The sequence below is a fragment of the Albimonas pacifica genome (genome assembly GCF_900113695.1).
GTDB classification, from domain to species: Bacteria; Pseudomonadota; Alphaproteobacteria; order Rhodobacterales; family Rhodobacteraceae; genus Albimonas; species Albimonas pacifica.
Genome location: NZ_FOQH01000003.1, coordinates 71,640 through 84,971, shown reverse-complemented (window position 1 = coordinate 84,971; position 13,332 = coordinate 71,640). Strand labels below are relative to the sequence as shown.

The following is a 13,332-nucleotide window of genomic DNA, read 5'->3' as shown; positions in this document are numbered from 1 at the left end:
GGCCCCGCAGGGCGCGACGCCCCGAGGTCCCCGGCCGCGGGCCCAGGCGGCGCGCCGGTCGGTCGTCCCGCCGGCGCGACGCCTGCGGGACGCATCCCTCTTACCTGTCGCTCAGGCCCCGGTGAAGACGGGTTTCTCCTTGTTGAGGAATGCCTTCACGGCATCCGCATTGTCCTTCGATCCGGCGCAGATGCCCTGCAGCGCCGCCTCGTAGGCGTAGCTGTCGTCGAAGCTGTGGTCGTTGGCCGCCGCCAGCACCGACTTGGCGTAGCGCAGGGTGCGCGGCGCGCCCTGGGCGAGCTTCGCGGCCCATTCCATCGCCACCGCCCGGCCCTGGCCCTTGGGGGCGACCTTGTTGGCGAGCCCGGCCTCCAGCGCCTCGGCCGCGGTCATCCGGCCGGCCTCGACGATCATCTGGTAGGCGCGCTTCTTGCCGATGGCGCGCAGCAGCATCCAGTGGGCGCCGCCGTCGGGGATCAGGCCGATCGCGGCGAAGGCGAGATAGAGGTAGCTGTCCTCCTCCATCACCGCGAGGTCGGAGGCCATCACCAGCGAGGCGCCGATGCCCGCGCAGGCGCCCTGGGCGGCGACGACCACCGGCTTGGGCCCCCGGGTGATGGCGTCCATCACGGGCTTGTACTCGTTCATCAGGCTCGCCTGGGTGTCGCGGCCCGGCTTGGCGGCCTTCAGGTCCGCGCCGGCGCAGAAGGCGCGGCCCTCGGCGGCGAGCACGATCACCCGGGTGTCGGGATCGGCATGAGCCGCCTTCAGCGCGGCGGCGAGGTCGGTGCGCAGGGCCGGGTCGAAGGCGTTCAGCGCGTCGGGCCGGTTCAGCGCCACCACCGAGACGGGGCCGGCGGTTTCGACGAGGACGGTGGAATACTCGGACATGGGCGTTTCCTTGCTGGCGTCCCGGGGGTCGCGCCCGGGTTCGCGGGAGGGTGGACTGGCGGGAGAGCGCGCCGGGCGCCGCCGGGCGGGGCCGCGGCGCGCGCGAGTCGCGGCGACGATACAAGCCGGCCGGCCGGGAGAACAATCCCGCGCGAGCCGCCCCCCGCGTCCCCTCCCCCGGCCCGGCCGGCTTGCGCCCGCGGCGCCGCGGCCTCCATAAAGGCGGCCGGCGAGGCGGCCCCGGGGGAGCGCGGCATGACGGGCGAGCGGGCGCGGGGCGAGACCGCCGAGGACCGGATCGACCGGATCATGGCGCAGGAGGCCGCCGCCCGCAGCCTGATCACGGCGCGGGTGGTGACGCTGGCCCTCGCCGCGCTGGCGCCGCTGGTGCTGCTGGTGGCGGGCTGGCCGGACGCGCTCTACCACCTGGCGATGATGCCGCTGTTCGCGGGCTCGGTCTGGCTGCAGGCCCTGGCGGGGCGGCGCTGGGGGCCCGCGACCTGGCCGCATTACGCGGTCATCGCCTTCAACTACGCGCTTCTGAGCTTCACCCTCTACGTCCCGAACCCGTTCTCGGAGCCCCCGCTGCCGGCGGCGGCGATGCTGCATTTCGGGAACGCGGGCTACTACTTCGTGATGCTGGCGGCGCTGGCCTTCAGCTTCTCGCCGGGGCTGGTGATGTGGGGGGGCGTCTGCGCGGCGCTGTTCTCCTCGCTGGCGCGGGTCTGGATGCTGGCGCAGCCGGGGGTCTCGCTGTCCTCGATCGGCGGCGGGGAGGGCGCGGCCCTGCCCCGCAAGGATTTCGAGGCGGCGCTCGAGGATTCGCTCTCGGTCTTCCATGTCGATCCGGGCGTCTGGATCCAGGAGGTCGTGGTGTTCCTGGTGGTCGCGGCGATGCTCGCCCAGGCGGTGCGGCTGTCGCGGCGCACCGCGCGCCGGCAGGCGGCGATGGAGCGGCGGGGCGCGAACCTCGCGCGCTATCTCCCCGCCGCGCTGGCCGAGCGGATGGCCGAGGCCGACGCCCCCTTCGGCGGCGACCGCCGGGCGGTGGCGGCGATCCTGTTCACCGACGTGGTGGGCTTCACCGGCTGGGCCGAGGACCGCGACCCGGCCGCCGTGGCGGGTCTGCTGCGCGAAGTGCACGGGCTGGTGGCCGAGCAGGTATTCCGCGCCGGCGGCGTGCTCGACAAATTCATCGGCGACGGGACCATGGCGAGCTTCGGCCTCGCCCCCCAGGATCCGGCGGAGCCCGATCCCGCCGACCTCGCCGCCCGCGCCCTGCGCTGCGCCGAGGCGATTCTGGCCGCCGTCGCCGCGCTGAACGCCCGCCGCGCCGCCGCCGGCCGGGACCCGGTGCGGCTGTCGCTGGGCCTGCATCTCGGCCCGGTGGTGGTCGGCGACGTGGGCGCCGAGGGGCGGATGGAGCTCGCCACCGTCGGCGACGCGGTCAACGTGGCGAGCCGGATGGAGGCGCTGACCCGCGCGCTGGGCTGCGCCGCCTGCGCCTCGGGCGCGGTGATCGACGCCCTGCCGGGCGACCCGCCCGAGGGCTGGCGCTTCGCCGGCGACCACGCCCTGCCCGGCCGCCGGGGCGCCGAGCCGGTGTGGACCCGCGCCGCCTGAGCCGCCCCGACCCCCCGCTCGCGTCCGCCGAGGGTCCGCTCACGGCATCGCGACTTCCCGATTCCCACGACGTCGGTAGGCTCCTCCCAACCGCCCTTCGCATCTGCGGGAGGAGATCGCATGGCCCTGACCGTCCCCGACGCCCTTCGCCGGGCGCTCCGCGCTCCGGCGCCCCGCGCCCTCGCCCTCGGGCTGGGGGCGCTCGTCGCCGTCGCCGCGCCTGCCGCCGCCTCGGTCTGCCAGTCGGTGGCCGGCATCCTGCCCGGCGCCAGCTACATGCGCCTGGCCCAGGCCGAGGGCGAGGAGGCCGGCGAGGTCACCATCCGCTTCATCGGCCACTCGACCTACCTGATCGAAACCGGCGGCGGGGTGACCATCGCCACCGACTACAACGGCTGGTCCGGCCCGGTGGAGGTGCCCACCGTCGTGACCATGAACCACGCGCACGAGACCCACTGGACCGCCCATCCCGACCCGCGCATCCCCCACGTCTTCCGCGGCTGGCCCGAGGTGGGGCAGGAGAAGGCCGAAGTCTGGGAGGAGGTCGGCGACGTGCTGGTGCGCAACGTGCCCACCGACATCCGCGGCTGGGGCGGGGGGCGCGAGGTCAACGGCAACTCGATCTTCATCTACGAGGTCGGCCAGCTGTGCATCGGCCACCTGGGCCACCTGCACCATGCGCTTGGCCCCGACCACTACGCCGCCATCGGCCGGCTGGACGTGGTGATGGCCCCGGTCGACGGGGGCGTGACGCTGAACCTGCCGGAGATGATCCAGCTGCTGAAGCGGGTGCGCGCCTCGGTGGTGCTGCCGATGCATTACTGGGGGTATTCGTCGCTCGACCGCTTCACCGCGGGCATGGCGGGGGACTTCCGGATCGTGGACGCGACCGAGGTCGGCTCGCTGACGCTCACCCCCCGCACCCTGCCGGCCGAGCCCTCGGTCTACATCCTGCCGCAGGGCGGCTGAGGCGGCTCAGAGCGTCTTGCGGAAGCTCAGGCTGGTGGGGCGGTCGTAGCCGGGGTGCGCCGTGGCGCCGGTCTGCGCGAAGCCCATGCGGGCGAAGGCGGCGTGGTTGCCGGTCAGCTCCACCCGGGTCTGCAGCTCCAGCGCCGGCAGGCCGCGGGCGCGGGCCAGCGCCTCGGCCGCCCGCATCAGGGCGGCGCCGATCCCCGCCCCCTGCCGGTCCGGGCGCACCGCCAGCTTGCCGATGTAGAGGGCGCCGGGCCGCTCGGCGGCGAAGAGGCAGCCGACCAGCGTGCCGCCCTCATGCGCCAGCAGCAGCGTCTCCGCCTGCGCCTTCGCCCGCATCGCCGCGGCGTCCATCCGCGCGAGGGAGGAGGGCGGATCGATCCGCCCCTCCATGACGGCGAAGGCCGCCTGCACCAGCGCCAGCAGCCCCGGCCAGTCGGCGAAGGCGGGATCGGCGGGGGCGATGCGCAGGGCGGGCGGGGACGTCGAGGGCATGGGCGCGGTCGTGGAAGGGGCGGGCGTGGACGGGACCGTAGTGGACGAATCGGGCGTGGAAGAGGCGGGCGTGGAGGGATCGGGCGTGGGCGGGGCGGGCATGGGCGGGGCTCCGGCGCGGGCGCGGCGCGGGCTTGATCCGCGCCCTCGCCCGCGATCCTATGCCCGCCGGACCCCGAGCCGGCAAGGGAGCACGCCATGGCCGCCGAACTGGACCACCTCGTCGTCGCCTGCCTGTCGCTGGCGGACGCGCGCCCGAAGCTGGAGGCGGCGCTGGGCGTCACCGACCAGGGCGGCGTGCACGTGGGCCGCGGCACCCACAACGCGCTGTGGGCGCTGGACGGGGGGCGGCTGGGCGCCTGCTACCTCGAGCTGATCGCCCCCGACCCCGACCAGGCCCCGCCCGCGGCCGGCCCGATGCCCTTCGGCCTGCACCGCGCCGACATGCGCGCGCGGCTGGCCGGGGGCCCGCGCCTCGTCGCCTGGGTCGCCCGCACCGAGGCGGCCGAGCCGCTGATCGCCGCCTGCCCCGAGGACATGGGCCGCCTGCTGCCCATGCAGCGGGGCGAGCTGCACTGGCGCCTGACGGTCCCGCCCGACGGGGTGGCGGCCTGCGGCGGCGTGGTCCCCTCGCTGATCGAATGGCCGGACGGCGTCTCGCCCGCCGCCTCGATGCCCTCGGGCGGCCTGCGGCTGACGAGCTTCGCGCGCCGCCCCGATCCGGCCGCCGCCCGGGCGCTGGCGGCGCTGGGGCTCGCCGACGTGCTGCCCGAGGGCGAGACCGGCGGCGCCCCGATGCGCGCCGTGATCGAGGGGCCGGGGGGCGCGACGGTCTTCGACTGAGGCCCTGGCGGCAGGGGCCGGGGCGACGGCGGAGGCGCCGGCCTCAGCCCTCCGCCGCCTCGATCTGGTCGAAGGCGTCCAGCGCCCTGGCCCCGTACATCAGCGACGGCCCGCCGCCCATGTAGAGGCACATCGAGATCACCTCGGCCACCTCCTCGCGGGTGGCGCCGTGGCGCCGGGCGGCCTTGGTGTGGAAGCCGATGCAGCCGTCGCAATGCACCGCCACCCCGATGGCGAGCGCGATCAGCTCCTTGGTCTTGGGGTCCAGCGCCTTGTTCGCCGTCGCGGCCCTGGCCAGCGCGGCGAAGCCCGCGGCGGCCTCCGGCTGGGCGGCGCGGAACAGGGCGAGCTGGCGGTTGGTGTCGGCGAGGAATTCGGTCCAGTCCATGGGGGCGGCTCCGGCGGAAATTCAGTTTCGGGAATGCATGGATGCGCCCGAACCGCCCGCCCCGCCTTGAGCGAAATCAACCGCCCCTCCGACCGCCCGCCGCAGGCGCCCTTCGCCGCCCGCCCCAGGCCCCGCCGCCGGACGCGAGACGCGAAGGCCGCGCGCCTCCGCCCCGCGGAGGCCGCCGCGCGCCAGCGCGGCCCTGCGGGCTCGCCCGCAGGCGCGGCCGGGCCCGCCGCGGGCGCCCAGCGCCGTTCGCCCCAGGCCCCGCCGCCGCAAGCAAGGCGCAAAGGCCGCGCGCCTCCGCCCCGCGGAGGTCGCCGCGCGTCAGCGCGGCCCTGCGGGCTCGCCCGCAGGCGCGGCCGGGGCCCGCCGCGGGCGCGACGCCCTCAGCGGTCGAGGAAGACGGCCACGGCGGCGGCGAACTCGACCGGCTGCTCGGCGTGCAGCCAGTGGCCGGCGCCCGGCAGGGTCGCCACCTCCATCGCCGGGAACAGCGGCTTCGCCGCCGCAAGGCCTTCGTCGTCGGCGTAGTCCGACGCGCCCCCGCGCAGGAACAGCGTCTCGCCCTCCCAGCGGCCCGTCAGCGGCTCGAACCCGATCATCGAGCTCATCCAGTCGCGCAGCGCCGCCAGGTTCAGCCGCCAGCGCAGCCCCTCCGGCCCCGTCGCCAGCGAGTGCAGCAGGAACGCCCGCAGAGAGCGCTCCGGCACCGCCTCGGCGATCAGCGGCTCCACCTCCGAACGGCGGGTCAGCGCGCCGAGGTCGACCGCCAGCATCGCCTCCACATAGGCGAGATGCGAGTGGCGGTAGGCCACCGGCGCGATGTCCGCGATCACCAGCCGGCGCAGCGCGGCGGGCTGGCGCGTCACCGCCAGGGTCATGCAGGCCTTGCCGCCCATCGAGTGGCCCAGCAGGTCCGCCTCGCCGCCGCCATGGGTCTCCAGCGCCTCGGCGAGGTCGTCGGCCATCGCCGGATAGGAGTGGTCGTCCGACCAGGGGCTGTCGCCGTGGTTGCGCATGTCCACCGCGATCACCCGGCGCCCGTCCGTCAGGCGCTTGGCCACCGCGCCCCAGTTGCGCGCCGAACCGAACAGGCCGTGGGCGATCACCAGGGGGGGCTTCGTCTCCGCCCCCTCGGGCTCGTGGACGATGGCGTTCAGCCGCATGGGTGGGTCCTCCGGTTGCCTCCGGCCCCTGACATGCCCCCTCGCGCCCGGAAGGGAAAGCCCCGCGGCCGCCCGTCCCCTTGGCCTCGGCCGCCGCCCCGGCCTAACGTCCGCGCCGGCGCCCCCGCCGGAGAGAGACCGTGAGACCCTATTCCGCCCTCGACGTCCTGTGGAACGGCCTGACCGGCCAGCGCGGCTGGACCCGCGCCTGGCGCGACCGCGCGCCCCGGCCCGCCTACGACGTGGTGATCGTGGGCGGCGGCGGGCACGGCCTCGCCACCGCCTACTACCTCGCGAGGAACCACGGCCTCCGCCGGGTGGCGGTGCTCGAGCGCGGGCTGATCGGCCAGGGCAACGCCGGGCGCAACACCACCATCGTGCGCTCGAACTACATGCTGCCGGGCAACCGGGAGTTCTACGAGCACACGCTGAAGCTCTGGGAGGGGCTGAGCCAGGAGCTCAACTACAACCTGATGTTCTCCCAGCGCGGCCACCTGGCGCTGAGCTTCGACCCCGGCTTCCGCGACGCCTTCGCGCGGCGCTACAACACGATGCGCATGACCGGCGCCGACGGCCGCTGGCTGAGCCGGTCCGAGGTGCAGGCCCGCGCCCCCTACCTCGATTGGTCGCAGAGCGCCCGCTTCCCCATCGAGGGCGGGTTCCTCCAGCAGCGCGCCGGGACCGCGCGCCACGACGCGCTCGTCTGGGGCTTCGCGCGGGCGGCCGACGCCCGCGGCGTGCACATCGTCCAGAACTGCGAGGTCACGGGCTTCCTGCGCGAGGGCGGCGCGATCGTGGGCGTCGAGACCTCCCGCGGCGAGATCCGGGCAGAGAAGGTGGCGCTGGCGGTGGCCGGCTCCACCGGGCCTCTGGCCGCGAAGGCGGGCCTCGGAAAACTGCCGCTGGAGACGCACAAGCTGCAGGCCTTCGTCACCGAGCCGCTGAAGCCCATCGTCCACCAGGTGATCTCGTCCGCCCGGCAGGGCCTGTTCTACATGAGCCAGTCCGACAAGGGCGGCGTCGTCTTCGGGGGCGAGATCGACGGGCATCCCTCCTACGCCCAGCGCGGGGGGCTCGAAACCTATTCCGAGGTCATGTCCAAGGCGGTGTCGCTGGCCCCGTTCCTCGCCCGCACGCGGTTGCTGCGGCAGTGGGCGGGGGTGGTGGACATGTCGATGGACGGCTCGCCCTTCATCACCCCGACCCCGATCCCGGGCCTCTATTTCAACGCCGGCTGGAACTACGGGGGGTTCAAGGCGACGCCGGCCTCGGGCTGGTGCTACGCCCACACCATCGCCCACGACGCCCCTCACGAGTTGAACGCCGCCTTCTCCCTCGACCGCTTCGCCCGCGGGCGCGAGCTGGACGAGGAAGCGGCCGGCCCCGTCCCGAGGCTGCACTGATGCGCCTGACCTGCCCCTTCTGCGGCCCCCGCGACGTGGCCGAATTCGTCTACGAGGGCCCGTTCTCCGGCGCTCCGCAGACCGAGCGCCCCGCCCTCTCCGCCGCCCCCGCCGCCTGGGTCGAGGCCGTGTTCCTGCGCGACCAGCCCAGGGGCGAGACGCGGGAGCTGTGGCGCCACCTGCACGGCTGCGGCTGCTTCCTCGACGTGCTGCGCGACACGCTGACCCACGAGGTGCGCGCGGTCGCCTTCGCCGACCCCGCCGACGCCGCCGCGATGAGGGCGAAGCCGTGAGCGGGTTCCGGCTTCGCGGCCACGCCGCCCCGCTCGTCCCCTTCACCTGGCAGGGACGCGCGATGCTGGGCGCGCAGGGCGACACGCTGGCCGCGGCCCTGCTCGCCAACGGCGTGCGCACCGTGGGCCGCAGCTTCAAGCACCACCGCCCGCGGGGGATCATGGCGGCGGGCGAGGAGGAGGCCGGCGCGCTCGTGACCCTGGGCGAGGGCGCGCGGACCACGCCCAACCTCAAGCCCTCCGTGGTGGAGCTGGAGGCGGGGCTCGTCGCGCGGGCGCAGAATTGCTGGCCGTCGCTGCGCTTCGACCTCGGCGCGGTCAACGACCGGCTCTCGCCCCTCTTCGCGGCGGGGTTCTACTACAAGACCTTCATGGGGCCCTTCGCCGACACCCGCATCTGGATGGCCTGCGAGCGGCTGATCCGGCGGGCGGCGGGGATGGGCGCGGCCTCGCCCCTGCCCGACCCCGACCTCTACGACCGGGTGCACGGCCATTGCGACGTGCTGGTGGCGGGCTCCGGCCCCGCGGGGCTGGCGGCGGCGCGGGAGGCCGCCGACGCCGGGCTCGACGTGGTGGTCGCCGAGGCGGATTTCGCGCTGGGCGGGGACCGGCTCTCGGACCGGGATCCGCAGGAGCTGGCCGCCGCGCTGGCCGAGCTCGACGCCCTGCCCAACGTCCGGCTGATGGCGCGGACCATGGTCTTCGGCCTCTACGACCATGGCGTCGCCGGGCTGGTCGAGCGCCTGCCCGCCGGCGCGCCCTGGCGCGAGCGGCTGCACGTGATGCACGCCCGCAAGGTCGTCGCCGCGACCGGCGCGCTGCAGCGGGGCTTCGTCTTCGGGGACAACGACCGCCCCGGCGTGATGTCGGCCGCCGCCGCGCGGACCTACGTCCGCCGCTTCGGCGTGGCGCCCGCGCGCGAGGTGGTGGTGGCGGGGGCGGAGGATTCGGCCTACGCCGCCTCGATCGCGCTGGCGCAGGCGGGGCTCGACGTCATCCACCTCGACGCGCGCGAAGCCGCGCCGCCGGCCCTGGCCGAGCGGGCGCGGGCCGCCGGCGTCGACCTGCGCCCCGGCTGGGTTCCGGTACGCACCCAGGGCCATGCGCTGGGCGGGGAGCTGCGCGGCCTGAGCGTGGGCCGCCACCTCGGCGACGGCCGGGCGCGGGCGGAGACGCGGCTCCCGGCCGAGATCCTCGCCGTCTCCGGCGGCTGGTCGCCCTCGATCCACCTCACCACGCAGGCCCGCCAGAAGCCGGCCTGGTCGGCGGAGCTCGGCTGCTTCCTGCCGGGCGAGGGCGAGGTCCTCTCCTGCGGCGCCGCCGCCGGGGTCTGGAGCCGGGAGGGGGCCGAGACCTCGGGCCGCGCCGCCGGCCGGCTGGCGGCCATCGCCCTCAAGGCCACCCGCCGCCGCCCGCTGAAGGACGCGGACCCCGGGGGGGACGAGGCGCCTCCGGCGGCCTTGTGGGAGGTCCGGCCCGCAGGCCGCGCCTTCCACGGCGCCGGAAAGGCCTATGTCGACCCGCTGCACGACGTGACCGCCGACGACGTGCGCCTGGCCCGTCAGGAGGGGTTCGAGGCGCCCGAGCACATGAAGCGCTACACCACGCTGGGCATGGCCCCCGACCAGGGCAAGGCGGGCGGCGTGATCGGGCTGGCGGTGCTGGCCGTGGCGCGGGGCGAGGGGACCGGGTCGCTCGCCCCCACCACGTTCCGCCCGCCCTATGCGCCGGTCTCGATGGGGATCTTCGCCGGCCCGGACCGCGGGCCTGGCTGGGCGCCCGTGCGCCGCACGCCCTTCCACGCGCAGGCCGAGGCGGCGGGCGCCGTCTTCGTCGACGCGGGGCTGTGGAAGCGCGCCTGGTTCTTTCCGCGCCCGGGCGAGGACCTGACCGCCGCCTCGATGCGCGAGGCGGCGATGGTGCGCGCCACGGTCGGGGTCGCGGACGTCTCGACGCTGGGCAAGGTCGAGGTGCAGGGGCGGGACGCCGCGGCCTTCCTCGACCGGATCTTCGCCAACCCCATGGCCAACCTTCCGGTCGGGCGCGCCCGCTACGGCTTGCTGCTGCGCGAGGACGGGATCGTGCTGGACGACGGCACGGTGTGGCGGCTGGCCGGGGACCGTTTCCTCGTCACCTGCACCACCGCCCACGCAGCCACGACGGCCGAGCATCTCGCCCGCTGGCGCTTCCGCTGGCCGGAGCTGGACGCGACCGTGGACGAGACGACCGAGGCCTGGTGCGGCCTCGCCCTCGCCGGACCCCGCTCGCGCGCCGTGCTGGAGGCGCTGACCGGGGCCGACGTCTCCGACGCCGCGCTGCCCCATCTGGGCGTGCGCGAGATCGAGGCCACGGGCGCCCCGGCGCGGGTCGCGCGCCTGTCGTTCTCCGGCGAGCGGGCCTACGAGGTGATGGTCCGGCCGGAGGCGGCGGCCGCCCTGTGGCAGGCCGCGCTCGCGGCCGCCGGGGCCGAGGGCGGCGGGCCCTACGGGCTCGAGGCGCTGGACATCCTGCGGGTCGAGAAGGGCCACGTGACCGGGCGCGAGATCGACGGGCGGGTCACGCCGGGCGATCTCGGGATGCCCGGAATGGCCTCGCGCGCCAAGGACTACGTCGGCCGCGCGCTGATGGAGCGGGAGGGGCTGCTCGACCCCGCCCGGCCCGTGCTGATCGGGCTGCGGCCGGTGGAGCCGGGAGCGAAGGTCGCGGGCGGGGCGCTGCTGCATCCGCTGGGCGCGGAGACGGGGCGCGGGATCGGGCATGTCTCCTCGGTGGCCGATTCGCCCGCGCTGGGGATGCGGATCGCGCTCGGCTTCGCCGCGGGCGGGCCGGCGCGGTGGGACGGCAAGCTGCTGATGGCGAAGGACCCGATCTCGGGGCGCGACGTGAAGATGCGCGCAGGCCCCCCCTGTTTCCTCGACCCGTGGGGGGAGCGGCTGCATGGCTGAGACGGCGATCCTCTCCCCCTGCCCCCCGCTGCGGCAGGCGAGCCTGCCCGCGATCGGCGCCCCCGCGCTGCGCCGTCTGGCCGAGGCGCTGGGCGCCCCCCTGCCCCCGCCGGGCCGCGCCGCGGCGGGCGAAGGCGGCCTGCTGTGGCGCGCCGCCCCGCGAAGCTGGCGCTGGCTGGGCGAGGGCGCGGCCCCCTTCCACGCCTGGCCCGAGGCGGCGACGGTGGAGCTTGGGCCGGGCCTCTCCCGCATCGCCCTCCGCGGTCCGCTGGCGCGGGAGGTCGCGGCCCGCGCCGTCGCGCTCGACCTGCGCGAGGCGGCGTTCCCGCCCGGAGCGGTGGCGACGACGGTGCACCGCGGCGCGACCGTGACGCTGCTGCGCGGGGCGGAGGGCTGGGACCTGCTGGTCCCGCGCAGCCTCGGCGAGGATTTCGCCGCGCGGCTGGCGGAGATCGCCGGCCGGCTGGAGGGCTGAGCGCTCAGAAGTCGCCGGGCGGAGGGATCTGGACCTCGGTCTCGCGGCGGGTCTCGGCGGGAGCGCCGTCGCGGGTGACCGAGAACTCGGTGATCGCCACCCAGCCGGCGCCGCCGGTGATCTCGGGGCCGAACTCGACGCTGGTCAGCCAGTGGGACGGGTCGATCAGGCCCTCGGCCGCCAGCCGCGTCAGCAGCCCGCCCAGGTCGAGCTCCCCGCGCCCCAGGCCGGCCCCGGTCTCCGGCAGCCAGGCGAGGTAGCCCCAGCTCTCCCCCGGCGCGTTGCCGTGGCCGGGGTCGCGGTAGAGCGGGCCGGAGAGCAGCCCCTGCGAGACCTCCGCCGCCAGCTCCCCGGAGGAGGGGAAGTCGCCCCGCTTGACCCACACCATGACCTCGGTGCGGATCGCCTCCGGATCCGCCTCGGGGCCGGCGGAGATCCAGAGGTCGAAGGCGAGGTTGAAAAAGCCCGTCTCCCCGCCCCAGTCCGCGGTCCAGCGGGCGCTCAGCCCCTCCACCTCGCTCAGCGGCAGGGGCAGCAGCTCGCCGCCCGCGGGGCCGCCCCAGGGCTTGCGGCCGACGATCAGCTCGGGGAAGCCGAGCACCCGCCCGCCGGCGTCGGGCCAGGACCATTCGAACCGCACGCCGTCGGCAAGGTCGTCGCCGTGCAGCACGCGCTGCGTGTAGTCGCGGCCCGGGACCAGCTCCGCCCGGCCCCAGGTGTTGTTCATCGCCGTCGCGGCGCCCAGGGCCGCCATCTCGTCGTCGCCGTCCAGAACCCGGTCCATGCGTGCGCCTCCCTGGGGGACGATTGCTGATGCGGATTGCGGCGTCGTCAAGGCGCCTGCGACTCCCGATCCCATGCAGGGGTCTGGCCCGTCCGTCCCGCCCGTCGTAAGGGGGACCATGAGCACCGCAGACGCCCCCGCCGAGAGCTTTCCGCCCCCGGGCCACGACTGGCCCGAGATGCTGCCCGGCTGGGTCTGGCTGGCGGGCGCGGGGCCGGGCGATCCGGGGCTGCTGACGCTGCACGCGCTCAACGGGCTGCGCCAGGCCGACGTGGTGGTCTACGACGCGCTGGTCGACGACCGGGTGCTCGACTTCGCGCGCAAGGACGCGGAGCTGATCTTCGCGGGCAAGCGGGGCGGCAAGCCCTCGGCCAAGCAGCGCGACATCTCGCTGCGGCTGGTGGAGCTGGCGCGCGCCGGCAAGCGGGTGCTGAGGCTGAAGGGGGGCGACCCGTTCGTCTTCGGCCGCGGCGGGGAGGAGGCGCAGACCCTGGTCCAGCACCACGTCCCGATCCGCATCATCCCCGGCATCACCGCGGCCATCGGCGGGCTGGCCTACGCCGGCATCCCCGTGACGCACCGCGACGTCAACCAGTCGGTGACCTTCCTCACCGGCCACGACGCGCGCGGCGAGGCGCCGGCCGCCATCGACTGGGAGTCGATCGCCAAGGGCTCCCAGGTGGTGGTGGTCTACATGGGCCTGCGCACGCTGGGCGAGCTGGCGCGCCAGTTCATGAACGCCGGCCGCTCGCCCGACGAGCCGGTGGCGGTGGTGCAGGACGCCACACTCCCCGGCCAGAAGGTGCTCGAGACCACGCTGGGCCGCGCGGCCGAAGACGTGGCCGCCTCCGGCCTCGTGCCGCCCGCCATGGTCTGCATCGGGCGCGCCGCGCTGATGCGCCGGGCGCTGGCCTGGTGGGGCGAGGACAAGCCCACCGACCTCGACCCCCTGGGCCGCGGACGCCCGGCCGAGGAGCCCTGAGGCGCGGCGCACAAGGCGTCTTTACGTTTCCTGACCGACCGGCTAGTTCTGTGCCGCTCCGCCTGCCGG

13 protein-coding genes are annotated in these 13,332 nt (G+C 75.8%); 8 read left to right on the top strand and 5 right to left on the bottom strand.

The window, feature by feature from the left end:
- Positions 1-111: 111 nt before the first annotated feature.
- Positions 112-891, bottom strand: coding sequence for an enoyl-CoA hydratase/isomerase family protein (locus BM064_RS06170; protein ID WP_092858887.1), 780 nt, complete (start codon positions 889-891; stop codon positions 112-114).
- 255 nt (positions 892-1,146) lie between these two features.
- On the opposite strand from BM064_RS06170, the gene BM064_RS06165 reads away from it, so the two are divergent.
- Positions 1,147-2,514, top strand: a complete 1,368-nt coding sequence (locus tag BM064_RS06165) for an adenylate/guanylate cyclase domain-containing protein (RefSeq protein ID WP_092858886.1) — start codon at positions 1,147-1,149, stop codon at positions 2,512-2,514.
- Between the two features lie 120 nt (positions 2,515-2,634).
- On the top strand, positions 2,635-3,483 hold the full coding sequence (locus tag BM064_RS06160; protein ID WP_092858885.1) for an MBL fold metallo-hydrolase: 849 nt from the start codon (positions 2,635-2,637) through the stop codon (positions 3,481-3,483).
- 6 nt (positions 3,484-3,489) lie between these two features.
- On the opposite strand, the gene BM064_RS06155 is transcribed toward BM064_RS06160, so the two are convergent.
- A complete protein-coding gene (locus BM064_RS06155; RefSeq protein WP_092858884.1) occupies positions 3,490-3,981 on the bottom strand; it encodes a GNAT family N-acetyltransferase in 492 nt (163 codons plus the stop codon).
- A 198-nt stretch (positions 3,982-4,179) separates the two neighbouring features.
- Here BM064_RS06155 and BM064_RS06150 point away from each other — a divergent pair, with 198 nt between their 5' ends.
- Positions 4,180-4,824 carry a VOC family protein gene (locus BM064_RS06150; protein WP_092858883.1) on the top strand — a complete coding sequence of 215 codons (645 nt, stop codon included), beginning with the start codon at positions 4,180-4,182 and terminating at the stop codon, positions 4,822-4,824.
- A gap of 43 nt (positions 4,825-4,867) precedes the next feature.
- Here BM064_RS06150 and BM064_RS06145 read toward each other — a convergent pair whose 3' ends face one another.
- Positions 4,868-5,212 (bottom strand): carboxymuconolactone decarboxylase family protein, encoded by a 345-nt coding sequence (locus BM064_RS06145; RefSeq protein ID WP_092858882.1) that lies wholly within the window; start codon positions 5,210-5,212, stop codon positions 4,868-4,870.
- Between the two features lie 389 nt (positions 5,213-5,601).
- Positions 5,602-6,381: an alpha/beta fold hydrolase gene (locus BM064_RS06140; protein WP_092858881.1), complete on the bottom strand. Its 780-nt coding sequence runs from the start codon at positions 6,379-6,381 to the stop codon at positions 5,602-5,604.
- Between the two features lie 140 nt (positions 6,382-6,521).
- Here BM064_RS06140 and BM064_RS06135 point away from each other — a divergent pair, with 140 nt between their 5' ends.
- The 4 genes from BM064_RS06135 to BM064_RS06120 are packed head-to-tail and all read left to right on the top strand — an operon-like array spanning position 6,522 to position 11,497.
- Positions 6,522-7,784 carry a sarcosine oxidase subunit beta family protein gene (locus tag BM064_RS06135; RefSeq protein WP_092858880.1) on the top strand — a complete coding sequence of 421 codons (1,263 nt, stop codon included), beginning with the start codon at positions 6,522-6,524 and terminating at the stop codon, positions 7,782-7,784.
- Positions 7,784-8,077: a sarcosine oxidase subunit delta gene (locus BM064_RS06130; protein WP_092858879.1), complete on the top strand. Its 294-nt coding sequence runs from the start codon at positions 7,784-7,786 to the stop codon at positions 8,075-8,077. The genes BM064_RS06135 and BM064_RS06130 overlap by 1 nt, the downstream gene beginning before the upstream one ends.
- A complete protein-coding gene (locus BM064_RS06125) occupies positions 8,074-11,022 on the top strand; it encodes a 2Fe-2S iron-sulfur cluster-binding protein (protein WP_245779074.1) in 2,949 nt (982 codons plus the stop codon). The genes BM064_RS06130 and BM064_RS06125 overlap by 4 nt, the downstream gene beginning before the upstream one ends.
- Entirely contained in the window at positions 11,015-11,497 is a 483-nt protein-coding gene (locus BM064_RS06120; RefSeq protein WP_092858878.1) for an aminomethyltransferase family protein, read from the top strand. Before BM064_RS06125 ends, BM064_RS06120 begins: the two co-directional genes overlap by 8 nt.
- 4 nt (positions 11,498-11,501) lie before the next feature.
- On the opposite strand, the gene BM064_RS06115 is transcribed toward BM064_RS06120, so the two are convergent.
- The gene (locus BM064_RS06115; RefSeq protein ID WP_177236162.1) at positions 11,502-12,281 is read right to left on the bottom strand and encodes a hypothetical protein; all 780 of its coding nucleotides are present in this window, start codon (positions 12,279-12,281) and stop codon (positions 11,502-11,504) included.
- A 118-nt stretch (positions 12,282-12,399) separates the two neighbouring features.
- Between BM064_RS06115 and cobA the strand changes: the two genes are divergently transcribed.
- A complete protein-coding gene (gene cobA / locus BM064_RS06110) occupies positions 12,400-13,263 on the top strand; it encodes a uroporphyrinogen-III C-methyltransferase (protein WP_092858876.1) in 864 nt (287 codons plus the stop codon).
- Positions 13,264-13,332 lie beyond the last annotated feature (69 nt).

What these genes read in the sequence shown, in the direction of transcription:
- BM064_RS06120 (WP_092858878.1), top strand. Translation starts at nt 11,015, where the DNA reads ATGGCTGAGACGGCGATCCTCTCCCCCTGCCCCCCGCTGCGGCAGGCG.
- BM064_RS06130 (WP_092858879.1), top strand. Translation starts at nt 7,784, where the DNA reads ATGCGCCTGACCTGCCCCTTCTGCGGCCCCCGCGACGTGGCCGAATTC.
- BM064_RS06140 (WP_092858881.1), bottom strand. Translation starts at nt 6,381, where the DNA reads ATGCGGCTGAACGCCATCGTCCACGAGCCCGAGGGGGCGGAGACGAAG.
- BM064_RS06150 (WP_092858883.1), top strand. Translation starts at nt 4,180, where the DNA reads ATGGCCGCCGAACTGGACCACCTCGTCGTCGCCTGCCTGTCGCTGGCG.
- BM064_RS06145 (WP_092858882.1), bottom strand. Translation starts at nt 5,212, where the DNA reads ATGGACTGGACCGAATTCCTCGCCGACACCAACCGCCAGCTCGCCCTG.
- BM064_RS06155 (WP_092858884.1), bottom strand. Translation starts at nt 3,981, where the DNA reads ATGCCCTCGACGTCCCCGCCCGCCCTGCGCATCGCCCCCGCCGATCCC.
- BM064_RS06160 (WP_092858885.1), top strand. Translation starts at nt 2,635, where the DNA reads ATGGCCCTGACCGTCCCCGACGCCCTTCGCCGGGCGCTCCGCGCTCCG.
- BM064_RS06170 (WP_092858887.1), bottom strand. Translation starts at nt 891, where the DNA reads ATGTCCGAGTATTCCACCGTCCTCGTCGAAACCGCCGGCCCCGTCTCG.
- BM064_RS06115 (WP_177236162.1), bottom strand. Translation starts at nt 12,281, where the DNA reads ATGGACCGGGTTCTGGACGGCGACGACGAGATGGCGGCCCTGGGCGCC.
- BM064_RS06165 (WP_092858886.1), top strand. Translation starts at nt 1,147, where the DNA reads ATGACGGGCGAGCGGGCGCGGGGCGAGACCGCCGAGGACCGGATCGAC.
- cobA (WP_092858876.1), top strand. Translation starts at nt 12,400, where the DNA reads ATGAGCACCGCAGACGCCCCCGCCGAGAGCTTTCCGCCCCCGGGCCAC.